Annotated in this window: 12 protein-coding genes, 1 tRNA gene and 3 pseudogenes; 5 read left to right on the forward strand and 11 right to left on the reverse strand. The window is 68.1% G+C overall.

Annotated elements, in window-relative coordinates:
- The first annotated feature begins 152 nt into the window (after window positions 1–152).
- The gene (locus ACFV88_RS11460) at window positions 153–1,328 is read left to right on the forward strand and encodes a Yip1 family protein (protein ID WP_385488778.1); all 1,176 of its coding nucleotides are present in this window, start codon (window positions 153–155) and stop codon (window positions 1,326–1,328) included.
- A gap of 331 nt (window positions 1,329–1,659) precedes the next feature.
- Here ACFV88_RS11460 and ACFV88_RS11465 read toward each other — a convergent pair whose 3' ends face one another.
- The 5 genes and pseudogenes from ACFV88_RS11465 to ACFV88_RS11485 all read right to left on the reverse strand — a co-directional run bounded on the left by ACFV88_RS11465 (window position 1,660) and on the right by ACFV88_RS11485 (window position 4,806).
- A complete protein-coding gene (locus ACFV88_RS11465) occupies window positions 1,660–2,529 on the reverse strand; it encodes a GNAT family N-acetyltransferase (RefSeq protein WP_385488781.1) in 870 nt (289 codons plus the stop codon).
- Window positions 2,530–2,617: 88 nt separating this feature from the next.
- Window positions 2,618–2,782, reverse strand: coding sequence for a hypothetical protein (locus tag ACFV88_RS11470; RefSeq protein ID WP_385488784.1), 165 nt, complete (start codon window positions 2,780–2,782; stop codon window positions 2,618–2,620).
- Window positions 2,779–3,903: a radical SAM protein gene (locus tag ACFV88_RS11475; RefSeq protein WP_385488787.1), complete on the reverse strand. Its 1,125-nt coding sequence runs from the start codon at window positions 3,901–3,903 to the stop codon at window positions 2,779–2,781. The genes ACFV88_RS11470 and ACFV88_RS11475 overlap by 4 nt, the downstream gene beginning before the upstream one ends.
- Window positions 3,903–4,373 (reverse strand): hypothetical protein, encoded by a 471-nt coding sequence (locus ACFV88_RS11480; protein ID WP_385488790.1) that lies wholly within the window; start codon window positions 4,371–4,373, stop codon window positions 3,903–3,905. The genes ACFV88_RS11475 and ACFV88_RS11480 overlap by 1 nt, the downstream gene beginning before the upstream one ends.
- Before the next feature lie 186 nt (window positions 4,374–4,559).
- Window positions 4,560–4,806: pseudogene (locus ACFV88_RS11485) on the reverse strand (hypothetical protein).
- A 105-nt stretch (window positions 4,807–4,911) separates the two neighbouring features.
- Here ACFV88_RS11485 and ACFV88_RS11490 point away from each other — a divergent pair.
- Together ACFV88_RS11490 and ACFV88_RS11495 are read left to right on the forward strand one after the other, a co-directional pair.
- The gene (locus ACFV88_RS11490; protein WP_385488792.1) at window positions 4,912–5,658 is read left to right on the forward strand and encodes an XRE family transcriptional regulator; all 747 of its coding nucleotides are present in this window, start codon (window positions 4,912–4,914) and stop codon (window positions 5,656–5,658) included.
- A gap of 2 nt (window positions 5,659–5,660) precedes the next feature.
- Window positions 5,661–6,131, forward strand: a complete 471-nt coding sequence (locus ACFV88_RS11495; protein ID WP_385488794.1) for an NUDIX hydrolase — start codon at window positions 5,661–5,663, stop codon at window positions 6,129–6,131.
- 536 nt (window positions 6,132–6,667) lie between these two features.
- On the opposite strand, the gene ACFV88_RS11500 is transcribed toward ACFV88_RS11495, so the two are convergent.
- Entirely contained in the window at window positions 6,668–7,177 is a 510-nt protein-coding gene (locus ACFV88_RS11500) for a phosphoribosyltransferase (RefSeq protein ID WP_385488795.1), read from the reverse strand.
- Window positions 7,174–7,749, reverse strand: coding sequence for a dCTP deaminase (gene dcd, locus ACFV88_RS11505; protein WP_385488798.1), 576 nt, complete (start codon window positions 7,747–7,749; stop codon window positions 7,174–7,176). Before dcd ends, ACFV88_RS11500 begins: the two co-directional genes overlap by 4 nt.
- Before the next feature lie 602 nt (window positions 7,750–8,351).
- Here dcd and ACFV88_RS11510 point away from each other — a divergent pair.
- Window positions 8,352–8,425, forward strand: a tRNA-Gly gene (locus ACFV88_RS11510).
- A gap of 353 nt (window positions 8,426–8,778) precedes the next feature.
- On the opposite strand, the pseudogene ACFV88_RS11515 reads toward ACFV88_RS11510, so the two are convergent.
- The 3 genes and pseudogenes from ACFV88_RS11515 to ACFV88_RS11525 form a co-directional block, all read right to left on the reverse strand.
- A pseudogene (locus tag ACFV88_RS11515) lies at window positions 8,779–9,084 on the reverse strand (UTRA domain-containing protein); the annotation flags it as partial.
- 134 nt (window positions 9,085–9,218) lie between these two features.
- The gene (locus tag ACFV88_RS11520) at window positions 9,219–10,193 is read right to left on the reverse strand and encodes a hypothetical protein (RefSeq protein WP_385488801.1); all 975 of its coding nucleotides are present in this window, start codon (window positions 10,191–10,193) and stop codon (window positions 9,219–9,221) included.
- A 267-nt stretch (window positions 10,194–10,460) separates the two neighbouring features.
- On the reverse strand, window positions 10,461–11,105 hold the full coding sequence (locus ACFV88_RS11525) for a TetR/AcrR family transcriptional regulator (protein WP_385488804.1): 645 nt from the start codon (window positions 11,103–11,105) through the stop codon (window positions 10,461–10,463).
- A gap of 103 nt (window positions 11,106–11,208) precedes the next feature.
- On the opposite strand from ACFV88_RS11525, the gene ACFV88_RS11530 reads away from it, so the two are divergent.
- Complete coding sequence (locus tag ACFV88_RS11530) at window positions 11,209–12,102, forward strand: NAD(P)H-binding protein (protein WP_385488807.1); 894 nt, start codon at window positions 11,209–11,211, stop codon at window positions 12,100–12,102.
- 43 nt (window positions 12,103–12,145) lie between these two features.
- Here the strand turns inward: ACFV88_RS11530 and ACFV88_RS11535 are convergent.
- Window positions 12,146–12,340, reverse strand: a pseudogene (locus ACFV88_RS11535) (CopG family transcriptional regulator); the annotation flags it as partial.
- Window positions 12,341–12,394 lie beyond the last annotated feature (54 nt).

Consider the following 12,394-nt stretch of genomic DNA (forward strand, 5'->3'; position numbering starts at 1 on the left):
TCCCCTATCCGGCCACCGAGGGGGTCGGCGGGGGGGCCGCGCGGCCCCCCCGCCGAAGCCGCTCCTCCCCCTCGGGTACTACTCCTCGTGGACGAGCCGTCCGAAGTGGCCTCGACTACCCGAACGAGCCCCCGTACCTGCCCCCTTAGGGGATGTCACAGCTCGGCCGCAAAGCCCCTTCCGGTGGCCCCGCCCCGGCACACCGCCGCCGCGGACCGGGTACGTTCGATGACGTGGCTGGATTCAGGATCGGACGCGGCCGGGACAACCGCACACCCCAGACGCGGGGGCAACAACAGCCCCCGCCGCAACAGCCGTACGGGCAGCAGGCACCTCCGCCCCCGTACGGCGGACCGCCCGCGCCTGCCCCCGGACGGCCGCCGTACGGGCAACCGCAGCAGTACGGCGGCGGCCCCGGTGGCCCCGGCGGACGGGACGGTTCCGGTCGGAGACCGCCCTACGGTCAGCCGCAGCAGTACGGCGACCGCGGTGGCCAGCCCCGGCAGGGCGGCCAGGGCGGCGGCGGTTGGCCGCAGGGCCCGGGCCCCGGCCAGGGGTACGGGCAGGGCCGCGGTCAGGGACCCGGCCGGGGCGGTCAGGGCGGCGGTCACGGCGGCGGGTACGGGGAGCCGGAGTACTTCGGCGACGGTGGACACCAGCAGCACGGCGGCCCCGACCCGTACGCGGCCAACAACGCCGGCCACACCCAGGCGTTCTCCATCGGCGAGGACCCGTACCAGCAGGGCGAGACCTACCACGCGGGCCAGCAGGCGGCGCCCCCCTCCGGTCCGCCGCTGCGGTGGAAGGAACTGCTCAAGGGCATCGTGCTGCGCCCCGCGCAGACCTTCCTGCGGATGCGCGACTACACGGTCTGGGGCACCGCCCTGGTCGTGACGTTCCTCTACGGCCTGTTGGCGATCTTCGGCTTCGACGGGGCGCGCGAGGACGCGATCAGCTCGACGCTGTCGGCCGCGGTGCCGTACGTGCTGCTCACCGGTGTCGTCATGGTGTTCGGCGCGTTCGTGCTCGGCGCCGTCACCAACACCCTGGCCCGGCAGCTCGGCGGCAACGGCGCCTGGCAGCCCACGGTCGGGCTCTCGATGCTGATCATGTCGATCACCGACTCGCCCCGCCTGGTCTTCGCGATGTTCCTGGGCGGCGACGCGCCCTTCGTCCAGGTCGTCGGCTGGGTCACCTGGCTGGCGGCGGGTGCGCTGTTCACGGTGATGGTGAGCAAGTCGCACGACCTGCCGTGGCCCAAGGCCCTGGGCGCTTCGGCGATCCAGTTGGTCGCGCTGCTGTCGATCATCAAGCTCGGCACGTTCTGACCGCACGAAGGCGCGCCCCCGCTGGAGGGGGCGCGCCTTCGGTCGTCTACAGCGCGTCGCGCGAGGGGGTGACCGGCGTTCCCGCCTTGCGGACGGGCGGCTCGACGCTCCACGGCAAATGGACTGAATGACGCGATGTCACGTGCACCACCCATCAGCTCACCAGGACAACGAGGCCGGCCGAACCGCACGCCGCGCGCTCCTCTCCAACTCGACAAGTCGAAAGTGGGGTTGGAATCAGCCCGTCTCTGGGCACGACGACCACCCCGGATGCTGTCCAGGCCGAGGGGTGGTCCGGTCTTTCGTTGTCGTAGGTCAGCCCGCGATCCCACTACGCCCGTGTGGTGTGGCTGAAGCCGAGGGAGGTCAGCCCTTCGGACTGACACAGCCTGTCGGAGGGGCCACCGACCTCGGTCTGTAGGAGCTGGTAAGCGGCGCCATGGGACTGACCCCAGTGCATCGCGGCCCTCCACAGAACGCGCCCGAGGCCCTGCCCCCGGGCATCGGGCAGGACGGCGAAGTACTGGGGCATGAGCTGGGGGCAGCCGATCGCGTCGGGGCGTACTTCCATCGGGCCGATCGCGCCCACGATGCGACCGTCCACAGCGGCAGCAAGGACCGGGCCGCACCGGCCGGCCTGCATCTGCCCGTGAAGGAAGGTCAGGCCATCGGCGGCCATGGCCGAGGCGAACGGAGCAAAGGTCTCTTGAACAGCGGCTGGCCAGCCGGCGACGGGCCGGACCGGGCCGCCAGGGTCGGGACAAGGGCGAGCGGTGAAGTCCTGAAGCTGGATGCGGGTGCCATGCGGGAAGGCGGTTTCGGGACCGAGCGGGCGCACGACCCTCGCGTTGACCACGTCATGCACGACGGCGAGCTTCGCGGACAGTTCGGCCGCTTCGTCCACGACGCTGTCACGGTGCCCGTAGGCGAAGACCTTGACGGTGCCACGTCCGCGCCGGGTCAGCGTGGGGATGAGAGTGTGATCGGACTGGTGGACCACGTCGCCACGAAGAACCGTCTCGTCCTTCTCACTGCGCCAACGCCGATCCTTGTCATAGTGCAGGAAAGAACGGTCAGCGACGGCCGCCCGCAGCGTGTCCTCGAAGAGATCCACGGTGAGGACGTGGGGGTGGACCGGGCCGAGAGTCGGCACGATCGGCGCGGTCAATACGGGCCGGAGCCAGTCCCAGCGGAAGAACATGTGCGGCACCTTAACGATCGGCCGGCCAGGGCTCAGGCCCCGACGCGAAAACGCCAGGGCCTGAACGGAACCGACCGGATTCTGTCGGTTAGTGGGGGTTGTCGTCACCGGCGTCGCAGGAGCACTCCGCACTCTCCACGACCACGTCCAGGTCGAGGACAGCGGTGACCGCCGAAGCGGCGACGGGCGGGGCCGCGCGGCGCGCCGAGGCCGGCGGGCTGGAAAGGATGGTTACCGGTACGGGCGGGGTCATGAGGCGTTCTCCTTGTCTCCGTGCTGGCAGTAGCTGTGCAGCGGCGCCTTGGCCTCCTGGTAGTGCTTGGCCAGGGGGCGGCAGACCCGGCAGGTGCCGGACAGGGCGCAGCCCTCGCACCCTCCGGTGCGAAGCATGAGGCGGTCGGCGATGGAGCCGAGCCGGGCGAGGCCGTCGATGCCTTCGGCCATGAGGTCGATCTGATCGTCGCGGCCGACCTTGCAGATCGAGACCTTGGCGTGGGGGTCGGCGTGGAAGAAGGTGTGCCCCGCGTTGCAGCCGGCGAACGGCTTGCGCTGCCGCAGGTGGGCGGCGGACTGGGCGAGGAGCGGCTCTCCGCCGCCGTAGATCGTGGGCGTCATGTTCGTGTACGCGTGGTTCTCGACGTTCCACTCGTCGGCGAGGGCGGCCATCTCGTCGGCCTCGTCCGCGTTGTCCTCGGTCACCACAACGTTGATGCGCAGTGGCAACCCCGCCTCGCGGGCGGCGTCGATGCCGCGCCGGAACGCCTTCCAGGCCCCGCGGCGCTGGGTGAGCGTGTCGAAGGACTCCTCGCTCGCCCCGTACATGCTGACCACCAGCCGGTACGGCGGAGAGTCCCGGAGGAGCTTGAGGAGGTCCGGCCGCCAGAGCAGCGAGCCGTTGGTGGAGATGGTGAGCATCATCCCGGCCTGCCAGGCGTACCGGTAGGCGCCCTGGAAGTCCGGGTCCATGGTGGGCTCGCCGCCAGTGATCTGGAGCCAGAGGACGCCGGCCTCGCGCATGATGTCCAGCAGTCGCACCTTGTCCTCCCAGCCAAGGCCGGAGAAGGGCCGCTCGCCGAGGTAGCAGTGCTTGCAGCCGAAGTTGCAGCCGAGGTTGATCTCCCACGAGGCGCGGCAGTAGCCGTACGGGGACGGCTCGCGCACCAGCACCGTGCCCTGCGCGGGCCGGCCGCTCAGGTCGATGCCCCACACGTCGGACGCGGTCTGCACCGCCCAGGCGGGCAAAGCCTCACCGTCGGCAGCGGCCTGCCGCAGGCCCTCGTAGTGCTCGGCGGGGATGCGAGCCCCAGCCCTGGCGCCGGGCTTGAGGATGAGATGTCCATCAAGGAACGGGGAGGCGATCAGAGCGTGGGCCATCAGTGGTGCTCCTTCCGGATCGAGAAACGCAACGGCACGCGTGCGGCCTGGTGGTCGACGCGGCAGTAGATCTCGCCGAGCCCGTTGCGGGTGCCGCAGCTCTTGCCGGACGAGTCGGCGCCGCTGCCGCCGCAGTCCCCGCAGCTCTCGTTGCGAGAAGGGCGAAGGGGCCGGGTCAGAGTGGATGGTGCAGCTGCCACGCGGAAAACCTCCCAGGACAGGGCCAGGCGGGCGAGTCCGTCTCGTCCGGCCACGAGTCGCACTCGCGTCCGCGACGTCCGCATGACCTGGATGGGCAGCGTGGGACCCAGCACGTAGACGTTGCCGTCGGCGAACTCCAGGACCTTTCGCCCGCCCGCGACCCGCCGCACGTTCGTCACGGTGTGCGGGTTTCCGCCGATCGTGATCACGTCTCCGAGAGGGACGCCGTCACCGACCGTCGTGAGGATCTGGCTCGTCGAACCGTTCATTGCGCCTCCAGGCGTACGTCGTGGCCCCCTGCCGCGACATTCACGGACGGGAAACCGCGGATTCGGCAGCCGTCCAGGGCGGACCGGTCTAGATGCCGGCACCGAGGGCGATCCCCCTCACGAATCCGCACGAAGCGCTGATGCAGATGATGAGGACGACGCCGGCATACCGGCCGATGACGCGCATCACAGGCCGACCCGGCTGTTGTTGTTCTTCACGACCAGGAGCGCGCTCAGTTCCTCTCGCGCCTCGGGTGTCACCACGTCATCGGGCATGGCATCCCACTCGATGCCACCGCCGACCGGTCGGTCGTATCTGCACCCGGCCACCGATCTCACCCATGACGATGCCGATGCGTCCGGTCTTCTGGTCCTTGGCCAGTTCACCGATTCCCGGGCTGGCCTGCTGCTTGCTCGCCATGGGCACGAGCATGCTGCCGCTCATAAGGACGTCGGAACCTCCACCAAACCCCACTTCGGGACGTCCCGCGTCAGGTAGAACGTCCCTAGTGCCGTCCCAAGGATCAGGGGGAGACTCATGCCGAACGAGAGGCTTCGTGCCGTCATGGCGGACGGAGGCTGGACGTACGCCACCCTCGCGGAAACGGTCGACGTAGACCCCAAATCCGTAGAGCGATGGGTCAACCTCGGCCGTACGCCACGCCGTGTCACAGCCATGCGGGCGGCAGAGACCCTAGGAGAAGACGTGCACGCACTCTGGCCGGCCCTCCGGCAGGCGCGCGCGGCGCGAGCGATCAGCCCCGAGCTCGTGGCGCTCTACGACCAGCGGGCGGACATCCCCGTGTCGGCGTTCGTGGACATGCTGACGCAGGCCCGCGAGCGCATCGACGTGCTGGTGTACGCCGCCGTCTTCTTGCATGAGGCGTATCCCCGCCTCAACGAGCTCTTGCAAGAACGAGCCGCCGAGGGCTGCGTGATCCGGATCGCGGTGGGCGACGCCGAGAGTGAGAACGTTCGGGCTCGCGGCCAGGAGGAGAAGTTCGGCCACGGCATCGAGTCCCGTTGCCAACTGGCACTCATGCATTACCGGCCCTTGATCGGCGTGCCCGGCATCGACATCCGGACCCACGGGACGACGCTCTACAACTCGCTCTACCGCGCCGATGATCAGTTGCTGGTCAATGCCCACGTCTGGGGGGTCAACGCGTACGGGGCCCCGGTGTGGCATCTTCGGCGAAGCGGCGAAGGAGGCATGTTCGACACCTACGCCGAGAGCTTCAACGCGGTGTGGTCCACGGCGACGCCCGTACGGCACGAGGGGTGACCATGGCACGGACCGAGTACTACGACGACCCGAACGCGCCCAAGCCGAACAGCATGGTCGTCGCAGCTTCGGCCGTCGTCACCAACGAGCAGGGGCGCATCCTGCTCCAGCGTCGGCGCGACAACGACCTGTGGGCCCTTCCCGGCGGGGGCATGGACCTCACCGACTCGCTCCCCGGCGCAGCCGTCCGCGAGGTCAAGGAAGAGACCGGCTTGGACGTGGAGATCACGGGGCTGGTCGGCACGTACACCGACCCGAGGCACATCATCGCCTACACGGATGGCGAGGTGCGCCGGCAATTCAACGTCTGCTTCACCGCGCGGATCATCGGCGGAGAACTTGAGATCTCCGACGAGTCGACGGAGCTGCGGTTCGTCTCTCCGGACGGGCTGGACCAACTTCCGATGCACCACACGCAGCGCCTCAGGCTCAGCCACTTCCTGGAGCATCGCGAGCAGCCCTATCTCGGCTGACCTCATCGGTTCCGACCGGCTGCGACTGCCTGACCGTCCCCAACCTGTGCCGGCGGACGCTCCGACACCAGAAGAATGATCGAGCCGGAAAGCCCCTTTATTTCCACCCGTGAAAGTTGGGCAAATGTGAAGTACGCCCGATTGGAGCACGCACCGCGCTAGGCAACCTTGGCCGTCAAGCGGACTGTTTCAGCAGGTCAGAGGCATACGATCGATGCTTGAGCACCAGCTCCTCCAGGGTGCCCCCCGGTTGCACCCAGGACCGAGCTCAGGCGTGGAGTTCAAGCGAGCCCGGCCGAGTAGACAACGGCCAGGCTCGTTTCTTGCTGCCCAACCTTGATCGTTTCCTTCGTGCTTCGACGTCCGCCTTCTTGCCATGTCGCACCACCAATCCGGTGAAACGGTCCCCATAGAACTGGGTTCCTCGACCTCCTGGCCGAGGCGCAGGATGGACCGGAAGTGGACGGCAAGAGCATGTATGTAGGCACCAACACCAGCCGGGGGCTGAACCGTCGGCGCCTACCGCCGCTCCAGGACTACAGTGCTTCCAGGTTCGGCTTGGGCGGCTCGCCCGACCTACTTACTGGAGGCAAGACCGACCACGGGAAGTTGATCCAGTCGTCGGTGCGCTTCCACACGTACTCGCACTTCACGAGCGAGTGCGACTTCTCGTAGACGACGGCGGACCGGACCTCGGCGACGTGGTCGAGGCAGAAGTCGTGCACCAGCTTCAGCGTCTTCCCGGTGTCGGCGACGTCATCCGCGATCAGCACCTTCTTGTCGGTGAAGTCGATCGCGTTCGGCACCGGTGCGAGCATCACCGGCATGGCGAGCGTGGTGCCGACCCCGGTGTAGAACTCGACGTTGACCAGATGAAGGTTCTTGCAGTCCAGGGCGTACGCGAGCCCACCGGCGACGAAGACCCCGCCGCGCGCGATGGAGAGGATCACGTCGGGCTGGTAGCCGTCGTCCGCGATGGTCTGCGCCAGCTCGCGCACGGCGGTGCCGAACCGCTCGTACGTGAGGTTCTCGCGCTCGCCGCTCATACCTGGGTCCGGTGGAAGTTCATGAAGGAGCGCGAGGCGGTCGGCCCGCGCTGTCCCTGGTAGCGGGAGCCGTAGCGCTCGGTGCCGTACGGGAACTCGGAGGGCGAGCTGAGCCGGAACATGCAGAGCTGGCCGATCTTCATCCCCGGCCACAACTTGATCGGCAGCGTCGCCAGGTTGGAGAGTTCGAGCGTGACGTGCCCGGAGAACCCGGGGTCGATGAACCCCGCGGTGGAGTGCGTCACCAGTCCGAGGCGCCCGAGGCTGGACTTGCCCTCCAACCGGCTCGCGAGGTCGGCGGGCAGCGAGATGACCTCGTACGTCGAGGCGAGCACGAACTCGCCCGGGTGCAGGATGAACGGCTCGTCGCCCTCGGGCTCCACCAGTCGCGTCAGGTCCGCCTGCTCGACCGAGGGGTCGATGTGCGGGTACCGGTGGTTCTCGAACACCCGGAAGTAGCGGTCGAGGCGCACGTCGATACTCGACGGCTGCACCATGGATTCGTCGTACGGGTCGATGCGCACCCGTCCCGCGTCGATCTCGGCCCGGATGTCCTTGTCTGAGAGAAGCACGTCCCGAGGATACGCAGTGCGGCCCGCCCGCCGCGCCGCCGGGCGCGTCGGCCCCTGGACGGGGCGGGTCGCGGGGGTGCTCGGCGCGGGCCCACGGTGCCGGGCGGCAGCCCGCCCGGGCCCGTGGCTAGCGCTTGGTCAGCGGGACGGGGACGGGGACGGCGCTGCGGAGCCTGGCGCACCGCGGGCAGCGCAGGAGCCGCCCGGGGCCGAGCCGCCCGGCCTGCTGCATCGGAAACGAAGCGGTGCTGAACACGTGCCCTTCGGCACAACGAACTACCGTGCGCTCCATCAAGTCCTCTGAGCCCCTTCCCCACGATCCGCGAATGGGCGCCGGGCACCGGGAGCCACCCATCTGGGGGCCGCCAGGCCGGCACGAAGCGCTACATTACGGGACGAATAGGGCGGCCCTCCAGGCGGCACTCCGATACCGGGAAGCCCTCCCGGTCGGCCCGTGCGCGGGGCCACCGTACGCCCCAACTCCCGCCACCCGCACACGCGTCCAGCCGCCCACGACACCCGGGGCGTGCGGCGGGGACGTCGGGGGTCCGGCATGCGGTAGAGTGAGCGGCGATGCACCACCGGTTCAACCGAGTGCACTCGCGGGTGTAGTTTAATGGTAGAACATCAGCTTCCCAAGCTGAGAGCGCGAGTTCGATTCTCGTCACCCGCTCCACGGCCAAGGCCCAGGTCACAGACCCGGGCCTTTTTGCTATCCGCCGCGATCGGCGCTCATGGCCAGATCCACACCAGAACGTGATCGTCACGATCAACGGCAACGTCGTCCGAACCTTGGACTCAGAGGCCTCGGTCAGCAGAATCGCCACAGCCGAGCTCTCGACACGAATGACGCGCAAGGCAGTTCGCCCATCCGCTCGTCGACACGTCGCGCACCTTGCGAACCCGAGCCCTCCAGCCCACGCGGACAACCTTGCCACACCACCACTTGCCGACTCGTCGACACCAGTACGCCTGTTGGGGGTACGAGTCGGGGAAGCCCTCCCCCGCGCACCACCACATATCACCCCATCACGTCGCTGAAAGCTGATACGCCAGCACGTAGGCGTCTGCCGCCATGACGGTGTCCCAGACCTCCACGGTCCGACCCTCCGTGTCGAACGCGGTCCGGATCAGGTGGCACTGGGACGCCGGAGGCCAGTCGAAGCGTCTTCACCTCAGCGGCGAAGGCATCCGCGCGCACAGATCTCCTCCTTCCACGCTGAAGGCGGACTTCCCCTGCTCCCCGTGGCGGCGGCCGAACCGGTCCGAGGCGAGTCGCCGCACCAGCGGCCGGGGCCGCACGAAGACGCCCTCGCCGTCGGCAGCGGGACAGAGCGGTGGTCGAGGAGGCGTCCGCAGGTCGCGCCGCCGGTACTCAAATGCGGTTGCCCTGATGGAGAGCGAGACATGGCGTCGTGCGGCACCAACAAGGCCGGCACATTATGTCGAGCGCTGATCAAATACCCGTTCTACACGGAACGATCGGCCAGCCGCAGACGAGCCACATGGTAAGCCCACGCATGGGTGGACACTTTCTTTTCGACGGCAAAATGACGCCCAGTTGCCGCATCTAGGACTCGATGATACTCCTCCATGAACTCCCAAGAGACTGCCGCGAAATCATCTTCTGACCAGCCATGCAAATGGCGCAGCTCGAACTGAACGGCAGCAAGGAACTCCATTTCGCCGCGATCAACGGGCTCAGTTCTGCCACCATGAGCTTTCACCCAAAGCTTCACCTCTTCTGGTACCCGCAGCCACTTACTTCCGGAATCCCGCTGCTCCGCATAGTCAACCCAGGCCCAGAAAGATTCCGCATCGGCTATATCCGGCGCCTGTTTATGATGATCTACACACAGAAGGGCGAAGTTACGGACATCCATAGAACCTCCCAGTGAGGCAGGGACAACGTGAGCCCGTTCAACTGGAGAGTCCCAGCAGATTAGACACTCTTCACCGATGCCGAGGTAATCCATGATGGCCCGCTTAGTCGGATAGGTCTTCCTGCTGCTCCCCTTAGCCTCCCTCGTGCGCAAGGGGAGCGACTCAATGTCATACCAAAATTCCCTTTCCTCACCTTCCGGGTACCCGATTCGCATCTCCGCAGGAACGTCATTGATCTGCCGCCGAGGATTTTTAGCTGCATACATCGGCGTATGCAACTCCGCAAGATAAGGGAGTGCCACATCGAGTAGAAAATATTTGATCATCTCCCAAGCGTCTCGATCGTATCCGTTTTCGCTATTTCGGTGCCCCTGCACGTCAAAGTAGAGAATTCGCGGGACATTCGGTTTGGCTTCCTGCGCTTTAGCAATGACCTCGAAGATTCGAGGCGCACAGCGCTCAAAGTTTTCATAAACAGCCATATCGTGATAGAGCGCGATGGGCTTGACCGCGGTTGGCTGCCTCCTGGTGCTCTTCCTTCTGGCGTTCTTCTTGGGCACCTCTGCTAGCTCCCGATCTGGAGGGTGTGAGACGAGAACAGGGTGCCACCACCCACTGACACTGCCTCAACGACGAGTAGCTTTTCCCTGGCGGCAGTTGATGAGGAGCTACTCAGACGGTGCCACGGGCAGATTGATCAGCGATCCCGTCACGGCATCATGAGGCTGGCGGTTCTCATCGCCTGACACCTGGCGCGACTGTCCCCGGTGCTCCGTCCGTACGAGTGACGTCCGCAAGGGCGCTCAATTGGCTCCATGCAGGGCGAGTTATGTCCCTCGGGTTTCCACACAGGGCCTCACAGAACTCCCGGACGACCTAAGGGCGTTCCCGGACGGGCCGGTGAGCAGGGTGGTGGTGAAGGCGGCGAGGTCGGCGCGTAGTTGCTCGCGCGATCTGTGTTGGCGGTCGACCAGGTGGTCGACGAGGTCGGCGCGGACAGCGGCGAGGAGGGCGTGTGCGGCGAAGTCGGCGCTCGGGAAGCCGGGCAGCCGCTCCAGTGCGCGGCGCAGCGTGTCGTGCCACCAGTCGTAGTGTTCCGCGCCGTAGGGGCTGTCGTGCCCCGTTCCCTCCAGCGCGAGCGAGAGGTGGCGGTGGTCGAGTTTGAAGCACAGGAGCGCGTCGAGCAGGGCGAGTACGCGTTCGCGGGGCGGGGTGTCGGGGCCGAGGGGGCGCGGGCCGTCCGTGACGGCCCGGCGGACCGGTTCGAGCCGGGCTGCGTAGAGCGCGTGGATGAGGCCGGTGCGGTCGGTGAAGCCGCGGAAGAGGGTCGCCTTGCCGACGCCGGCCGCGGCTGCGACGTCGGCCATGGTGACCTGCTCGGGCCGGTCGCGGTCGGCGAAGAGGCGGTCGGCCGCCGCCAGGACGGCTTCGCGGTTGCGGACGGCGTCCGCGCGGGGCTTGCGCTCGGGCACGGGGTTCCTCGGGGTTCCTTCAGTTGCACAAACGGACCCGGGGTCCGTATCTTGCTCAGCAGTAACCGGACCCGGGGTCCGTATCGTATCCGAGGGAGCCCCCATGACCGAGCCCGCCGCCGTCCTCGTCATCGGGGCCACCGGTACCACCGGAAGTCGGGTGGTCCGAGGGCTCGTCGCCCGGGGGCACCGGGTCAGGGCGGCCAGCCGGAGCGGCGCTCTCGTCCCCGGCGCGCAGGGGGTCCGCTTCGACTGGTACGAGCACGCGACGCACGCGCCGGCCCTCGACGGTACGGACCGCGTCTACCTCGTGCCGCCGCCGGCCTGCGCGGACCCGGCCAGCACGATGCTCCCGTTCCTGGAGTTGGCCCGTGCGTCGGGGGTGCGGCGTGCCGTGCTGCTCAGTTCGTCGGCGATCCCCGCGGGAGGCCCGGCCGTAGGACGGGTGCACCGGGCGCTGCCCGAGCTGTTCGAGGAGTGGGCGGCGCTGCGGCCGTCCTGGTTCATGCAGAACTTCACCGGTGACCACGCGCACGCCCGGAGCATCCGCGAGGAGGGGACGATCCGTACCGCGACGGGCGGCGGGCGGGTGGCCTTCGTCGACGCGGACGACATCGCGGACGTCGCCGTGCACGCGCTGACCGATGCCCGGGTCCCGGGTACGGACCTGGTCGTCACCGGTCCCGCGGCGCTCGGCTACGACGAGGTCGCGACGATCCTCAGTGAGGTCGGCGGGCGGACCGTCACCCACCGGCAGTTGACGTACGAGCAGTTGCGCGACCGGCTGGCCCTGGCGATGCCCGTGGAGTTCGCTGCGGTGCTCGCCGGTTTGGACGGGGACATCGCCGCGGGGGCCGAGGACCGCACCACCGACACGGTCCTGCGGGTCACCGGTCGTCGGCCCCGCGACTTCCGCACGCACGTGGAGCGGGCTGCGGCGGGGGCGGGCACGCGGCGAGGGCCTGGCCCGGCCCGTCCGCCCCGCCCGGGCGCGTGAGTGCGTCAGTGGCGCAGTCGGCCGCCCGGGGCACGTTCACCGGCTTGGAGGGCGTACGGCCCGAGCCCTCGAAGGTGCGGGAGAACAACGGCTCGTCCCAGGCCCGGTTGAGCATCGCCGCGAGGTGGATTCCCTGGCGGATGATCTCGGCCTCGCTCACCCCCCGGCGTTTCGCGGCCTCTTTGATGATCTCCAGGTCCTCCGGGTCGACGTGGACGCTGGTTCGTTTCATGGGCATGCGCCAAGAGTGGCCCATGGAGCGCAGCCGCAAGGGAGTTGGCTGGTGGACGTG

It is taken from the genome of Streptomyces sp. NPDC059816 (assembly GCF_042732055.1).
Lineage (GTDB): Bacteria > Actinomycetota > Actinomycetes > Streptomycetales > Streptomycetaceae > Streptomyces.

Coding starts and splice junctions, on each gene's coding strand:
- ACFV88_RS11460 (WP_385488778.1), top strand. CDS start 153: ATGTCACAGCTCGGCCGCAAAGCCCCTTCCGGTGGCCCCGCCCCGGCA.
- ACFV88_RS11480 (WP_385488790.1), bottom strand. CDS start 4,373: ATGAACGGTTCGACGAGCCAGATCCTCACGACGGTCGGTGACGGCGTC.
- ACFV88_RS11530 (WP_385488807.1), top strand. CDS start 11,209: ATGACCGAGCCCGCCGCCGTCCTCGTCATCGGGGCCACCGGTACCACC.
- ACFV88_RS11470 (WP_385488784.1), bottom strand. CDS start 2,782: ATGACCCCGCCCGTACCGGTAACCATCCTTTCCAGCCCGCCGGCCTCG.
- ACFV88_RS11475 (WP_385488787.1), bottom strand. CDS start 3,903: ATGGCCCACGCTCTGATCGCCTCCCCGTTCCTTGATGGACATCTCATC.
- ACFV88_RS11490 (WP_385488792.1), top strand. CDS start 4,912: ATGCCGAACGAGAGGCTTCGTGCCGTCATGGCGGACGGAGGCTGGACG.
- ACFV88_RS11500 (WP_385488795.1), bottom strand. CDS start 7,177: ATGAGCGGCGAGCGCGAGAACCTCACGTACGAGCGGTTCGGCACCGCC.
- ACFV88_RS11495 (WP_385488794.1), top strand. CDS start 5,661: ATGGCACGGACCGAGTACTACGACGACCCGAACGCGCCCAAGCCGAAC.
- ACFV88_RS11465 (WP_385488781.1), bottom strand. CDS start 2,529: ATGTTCTTCCGCTGGGACTGGCTCCGGCCCGTATTGACCGCGCCGATC.